Below are 5884 nucleotides of genomic sequence, written 5' to 3' on the forward strand. Positions count from 1 at the left end.
AAATACATCTCATGGGTCAAGACCGTCGCACCGGGATCATCGATCCGACGGAACTTCCGGCGCAGCGCGCATCGCCCGAGGCATCGCGCTGCGGGGCGCTGTCACGGAACGGGCTCATGCAGCGGCGAGCCAGCGTTGCAACGTGGCGCTTTTCCCTGCAACGTTCAGATGCCGTCTGACAGACGGCGGCGACCCGAATTTGAAAAGGTTTCCCCTTTGCCACAACCTGCCCGAAGGGGCGCCCGGGTTCTTGCGAAGACCTGCGAGCGCCCGGGAGCAAAGGAGTTCAAGATGATGAGCCCATCCGCTGCCGTATCTGGCTGGCCCGCGATGCCCGAGGAACCCGTTGCGTACGTACAGGTCAGCGACTACCTCGGCTTGCTCTTGCGTCGAACGGATACTGTGGGCCCCACTTGTCCCTCCTGTCACACGGTCAACCGCGGTCGTGCCCTCCACTGCCGTGCTTGCGGCGAGTCGATGCCGTCCACGATCGACGATCAGGTCGAAAATCTGCTGGCGCACCACGCATCCGAGAAGACCGATGATCCGGATGCCAGCGCGCTGGGCAACGTTCTGCGACTGGCCTTGGTGCCATCACTGGTGCTTTTTGCGGCATTCGTTGCTTGGTATGCGACTCGCATGGAATCGAGAGTGCGATTCGAGCCTTCGGCAATGGCCCTGTCGACGCCCGCCGCGACGGTCGTGCCTCAGTCGGCACAGGTGACGCAAGGGGACCGCGCGAGACTCGCCACATTCGACTCGCGAACCCACAACGGGGAAACCAAAATCCAACCGGGGCGCGATGAACCGCAGGTCAAGAACGACGATGAACCTGTTGCGCAACCTTCTGCCGCCTCAACCTTCTCGCCGCGAAAATCTCGAAGGCCATTGAGGGCGGCCGCTCTGAATCCGGACCCGCTGGCAGCCTGCAGAAGTCGAAATTTCCTGGCTCGCGCCGTCTGTGTCAACGCTCGGTGCGCCGAGCCAAGAGCCGCGCGCTGGAGTGAATGCCGCGAAGCGCTGAGGCAGCGGCGGATCGACGAAGCGCGGCGCAATCCGACCTTGGTGGGGTAATGCGTCCCGCTTCCACCGGCATCTCAATGAGCTGAATCACCGCTCCTGCGCCACGATTGCGTGTGCAGTCGACTATGCTGACGAGGCATGGCCGAAAGCTACATCTGGCCTGGCGAATCAGGTTCTTCGGGACCGTCGCGCAACGGCAGGTGGTGCGGCGTTCCCTCTGCCAAGCGATCCGCTCCGAAGGCGCGGGCCAACTCTTCAAGTGCGCTTATTGCAATAGCGAATGCAAATATCCGCTCTTCGCGCGAACGCAGGGGCGAGCCCGGCGGCGGATCCAGGGAGTCTCTCAAGCGCTCGCAGGCAGCTTCCCATCCAAGTCTCGCACGTGCTCGTGCAGTGTCCTTCGGCATGATTCCGCCCTATTGAAGATTGCAGCGCCTGCCAGATAGACAAGCGATCAACAATCAACAAATCCATCCGATGGCGCAACTGCTTTTACGCGCGGTTTCTACCGAAACCGCTTCGTAAACTTCCGGACGACGCCGATCACTCTTGCCGTTCCCAGGGGTCGCGCAGTTCCTTACATAGTCCGATCCAGGCAGAACTCAATGAACTCGTCCAATTCGGTCGATTTGTCGAAGACCGCGTCGGCTCCAAACGCCTTGCAGCGTGAGCGCATATCCCGGGTCGCATAGTTGCTGAGCACAGCGACCCTTTGGCCAGGGTCGCGCACCCTGCAAGAGGCCAACACGGTCAGCCCGCTTCCCTCGGTCAGGAACAGATCCACGACCGCCAAATCCCACTCGCCGGAATGGACGGCGAGCCAATCGGACGCCTCCAGCGCGCTCCCTGAAAACCCGACAACCTCCACATGCGCCAACTCCGTGAGGGCGTCTTCGAGATTGGCCCGTATGACCTCGTTGTCCTCGACCAGAAACGCCCGCAGGGGCAGCCCCGAATGAATCACGAACGCCACTCCCCATCCGGCGGCGCTCGGGGGCCAATCCCCAGCGGCGTCGATACGCCCGCCTTTGCGCGGAAGATTTGACGAGTTGCCATCCAAAGACATGGCATTCCAATTCCCCATAGACAACGAACGTGCCCGTCGGAAACAGGATAGGCTCTCCAATTTTTTCTGCTGTAGGACCAACGCCCTCCGCGCATTGCCTTTATGCCGCGCTTGCGTCCGGAGCCGCGTGCGACCCGGCAGGACTCGTCGACCCCTCAGCGGCCTCGCAATCGCGCCCCGGCGTGCTACAGCGGCGCTGCCTTCAGCACCCCGCCAGCCCGCACGAAGTTGCCTGCGCCAAGGTGATGAATGGTCTGCAAGTCCGCGTTGTCCTCGCGAAACAACCAGTGCCCAGCGGCGAAGATGCGCGAATCCGCCGCCGCCGCGACCACCTCGCCGAAGCAGGTGTCATAGGCATCCTCGGCGTGCGGCTCGCGGATCAACCGGCATTCGAGCCAAGCGGCGCAGCCCGCCTCCGGCAGGGGCATGCCCAGCACAGGACCGCGGCTCGCCTCAATGCCGTAGCGCTCGAACTTGTCGAGCGCGCGGCCGCTCGTGCTGCCGATGGCGTAGGTCAGGTCCACGAGCGCCGTGCCGGGCAGGCAGATGCCGAAGGCGCCGCTGGCCGCGACGAGCTCGCGCGTGTAGGTGTTCTTGTCGATCACCACCGCGATGCGGGGCGGCGTGAACTCCACCGGCATCGACCAGGCGGCCGCCATCACGTTGCGGCGCGCACCGTCGGCGCTCGTCACCCAAACGGTCGGGCCATGGTTGACGAGGCGGCTTGCATGCGCGAGCGCGACCGGCTGGAAATGATTCATCGCGGACATCCTCGTGGTTCGACTCGGCATTGTGGACGCCCCGCCTGGCCCTGAAGAACCACCGGGGCGGCGGCCTCAGCGCATCGCCCGTGCAATCCCCTGCGCCGCATTGCGCAGCTTGTCCAGTTGCTTCAGCGCCTCCGGCAGCGGCATCCGCACCGCCGGCGCCTGCAGCGCCACCGCGCAGCGCACCGGCCCGTGCGCATCGTCGCGCACGGGCACCGCGACGCAGACCMGCCCATCGATGAACTCCTCGGCATCGACCGAATGCCCATCCTGCCGGATGCGGTCGAGCTCGGCTTCCAGCGCCTCGCGCGAGCACAGCGTGTGCGAGGTGTAGCGCTGGTACTGCAGCCCGTCGAGCAGGCGCTCGCGCTGGGGCTTCGGCAGATGGGCCAGGAACAGCTTGCCGCTGGCCGAGCAGTGCAGCGGCACGCGCGAGCCGGGGCCGAGCTCCAGCCTGAGCGGAAATGCGGTCTCGACGCGATCGAGATAGATCACCTCGGCGCCCGACAGCGCCGTGAGGTTGCAGGTCTCTCCCACGTCCGCCACCAGTTGGCGCAGCACCGCATGCCGCACGCCGGTCGAGGTGCTGCCGCGCAGCACCGTTTCGGCGAAGCGCATCAGGCGCGGCGTGATCGCATAGCGCCGGCCGTCGCCGCCGCGCGCCAGCAGGCCACCGACTTCCAACTGCTGCAGCATCCGGTGAACCGAGGGCTTCGGCTGGCCGCTCAGGCGCACGATGTCGACAAGCGTCTGGGGCTCGGGGGCGGAACACACCAACTCCAGCAATTGCAGCAGGCGCAGGCCGGGCGTGGCGGCGTGTTCGGTCTCCTCGGCAGGAGGCGATTCGGAATAACTCATCTGAAATCTCGAAAATCGAGACGGATTAAATAATAATTCCGAGATTCTGCCGCAGATTCGCTAAAGTTCCGAGGAGAGACATTTCTATGCCCATGAATATTCCCCTCGACAACCTCGTCATCACCGGCGCCTGCGGCGGCCTGGGCCGCGCCTTGGCCACCGAGGCGCTGGCGCGCGGGGCCAAGGTTGCCCTGGTCGGCCTGGACCGCGCCACGCTCGACGCCCTGGCCGCCACTGCGCCCGGGCGCTGCGCCATCTATACGCCGGAGGTCAGCGACAGCGGCGCGATGCAGGCGATGGCCCAGGACTGGGTTGGCCGCTTCGGCACGCCCGACGCCGTGATCGCGAACGCCGGCGTGGCCGGCGGCTTCGACACCGCGCAGGCCTCGGACCTGGCGGTGTTCCGCCGCATCCTCGAGATCAACCTGCTGGGCGTCGCCACCACCTTCCAGCCCTTCGTTGCGCCGATGCGCGAGCGCGGCCGCGGCATGCTTGCGGGCATCGCCAGCCTGGCCGGTCGCCGCGGCCTGCCCGGCAACGGCGCCTACTGCGCCAGCAAGGGCGGCCTGATCCGCTATCTGGAAAGCCTGCGCGCCGAGCTGCGGCCGAACGGCGTGCAGGTCTGCACCGTGAGTCCGGGCTACCTGCGCACCGCGCTGACGGCCGGCAATCGCTTCGCGATGCCGGGGTTGATGGCGCCCGAGGCCGCGGCCAGCGCCATCCTGCGCGCCCTGTCGCAAGGGCAGGAGCAGCTGGTGCTGCCGCGCCGTCTCGGCTGGCTGTCGAATGCGCTGGGCCTGCTGCCCGATGCCTGGCACGATGCGCTGCTGCTGCGGCAGCCGCGCAAGCCGCGCGCGGGCGATCCCGGCGCCACGCCGATCCCGGGCTTGCCCGCAGACGCCACGTCTCGCGCGCCGGCCTCTGCACCCGAATCCACCGCGCACTGACCGCGCGGCCACCCTGAAGCCGGAGTTTTTTTCGTGAGCCATCCCGTGTCCGCACCCGTGCCCTCGCACCAGCAAATCGCACTGATCGGCGCCGGCCCCTCGGGTCTCGCCGGCGCCCGCAACCTGCAGAAGCTCGGCATTCCGTTCCAGGGCTTCGAGGCCTACGACGACGTCGGCGGGCTCTGGAACATCGGCAATCCGCGCAGCACGGTCTACCAGTCGGCGCACCTGATCTCGTCGAAGCGCACCACCGAGTTCGCCGAGTTCCCGATGGCGGACAGCGTGGCCGACTACCCGAGCCACACCGAGCTGTGCCGCTATTTCAGCGACTTCGCCGACCACTTCGACCTGCGCCGCCACTTCCGCTTCGGCACCCGCGTGATCCGCGTCGAGCCGGTGAGCGAGACCGCCTCGACGCTCTGGCGCGTCAGCGTGGACGCCGGCAACGGCCGCATCGAGAGCGCCGACTACAAGGGCGTGATCATCGCCAACGGCACCCTGTCCGAACCCAGCATGCCGCGCTTCGAGGGGCACTTCGACGGCGAACTGCTGCACACCTCGGCCTACAAGCACGCGAAGCTGTTCCAGGACAAGCGCGTGCTGGTGGTCGGCGCCGGCAACAGCGGCTGCGACATCGCGGTCGATGCGGTGCACTATGCGAAGAGCGTCGATCTCTCGGTGCGCCGCGGCTACTACTTCGTGCCCAAGTACATCTTCGGCAAGCCGGCCGATACGCTCGGCGGCAAGCGTCCGCTGCCGGCCTGGATCAAGCAGCGGCTCGACGCCAAGGTGCTGCAGTGGTTCACCGGCGATCCGGTGCGCTTCGGGTTCCCGAAACCCGACTACCTCATGTACGAATCGCATCCGGTGGTGAACTCGCTGGTGCTGCACCACATCGGCCATGGCGACATCGGCGTGCGCGCCGACATCTCGCGCCTCGACGGCCACACGGTGCACTTCAAGGACGGCAGCGCGCGCGACTACGACCTGATCCTGTGCGCCACCGGCTACAAGCTGCACTACCCCTTCATCGACCGCACCTGGCTCAACTGGCAGGGCATGGCGCCCAAGCTGTACCTGAACATCTTCGCGCCGGGCTTCGACAACCTCGCGGTGCTCGGCATGATCGAGGCCAGCGGCATCGGCTGGCAGGGGCGCTACGAGCAGGCCGAACTGGTCGCGCGCTACTTCAAGGCGCAGGCCGACGGCCGCCCGCAGGCGGC

6 protein-coding genes are annotated in these 5884 nt (G+C 66.5%); 3 read left to right on the forward strand and 3 right to left on the reverse strand.

Features of this window, described 5'->3' with window-relative positions; all coding sequences use genetic code 11:
- The first annotated feature begins 477 nt into the window (after positions 1-477).
- Positions 478-1074 (forward strand): hypothetical protein, encoded by a 597-nt coding sequence (locus tag AC1D2K_RS28280; RefSeq protein ID WP_478092883.1) that lies wholly within the window; start codon positions 478-480, stop codon positions 1072-1074.
- A gap of 526 nt (positions 1075-1600) precedes the next feature.
- Here the strand turns inward: AC1D2K_RS28280 and AC1D2K_RS28285 are convergent.
- From AC1D2K_RS28285 to AC1D2K_RS28295, 3 genes are all read right to left on the reverse strand, one after another.
- Positions 1601-1996: a response regulator gene (locus AC1D2K_RS28285; RefSeq protein ID WP_478092884.1), complete on the reverse strand. Its 396-nt coding sequence runs from the start codon at positions 1994-1996 to the stop codon at positions 1601-1603.
- A gap of 278 nt (positions 1997-2274) precedes the next feature.
- Positions 2275-2850: a flavin reductase family protein gene (locus AC1D2K_RS28290; RefSeq protein WP_478092886.1), complete on the reverse strand. Its 576-nt coding sequence runs from the start codon at positions 2848-2850 to the stop codon at positions 2275-2277.
- 75 nt (positions 2851-2925) lie between these two features.
- Positions 2926-3714 carry an IclR family transcriptional regulator gene (locus AC1D2K_RS28295; protein ID WP_478092887.1) on the reverse strand — a complete coding sequence of 263 codons (789 nt, stop codon included), beginning with the start codon at positions 3712-3714 and terminating at the stop codon, positions 2926-2928.
- A 92-nt stretch (positions 3715-3806) separates the two neighbouring features.
- On the opposite strand from AC1D2K_RS28295, the gene AC1D2K_RS28300 reads away from it, so the two are divergent.
- A complete protein-coding gene (locus AC1D2K_RS28300) occupies positions 3807-4661 on the forward strand; it encodes an SDR family oxidoreductase (RefSeq protein ID WP_478092889.1) in 855 nt (284 codons plus the stop codon).
- A 33-nt stretch (positions 4662-4694) separates the two neighbouring features.
- Positions 4695-5884: flavin-containing monooxygenase (locus tag AC1D2K_RS28305; protein WP_478092891.1), on the forward strand; the 1190-nt coding region annotated here is incomplete at its 3' end.

It is taken from the genome of Variovorax sp. P1_H12_2 (assembly GCF_056405335.1).

Coding starts and splice junctions, on each gene's coding strand:
- AC1D2K_RS28300 (WP_478092889.1), top strand. CDS start 3,807: ATGAATATTCCCCTCGACAACCTCGTCATCACCGGCGCCTGCGGCGGC.
- AC1D2K_RS28290 (WP_478092886.1), bottom strand. CDS start 2,850: ATGAATCATTTCCAGCCGGTCGCGCTCGCGCATGCAAGCCGCCTCGTC.
- AC1D2K_RS28280 (WP_478092883.1), top strand. CDS start 478: ATGCCGTCCACGATCGACGATCAGGTCGAAAATCTGCTGGCGCACCAC.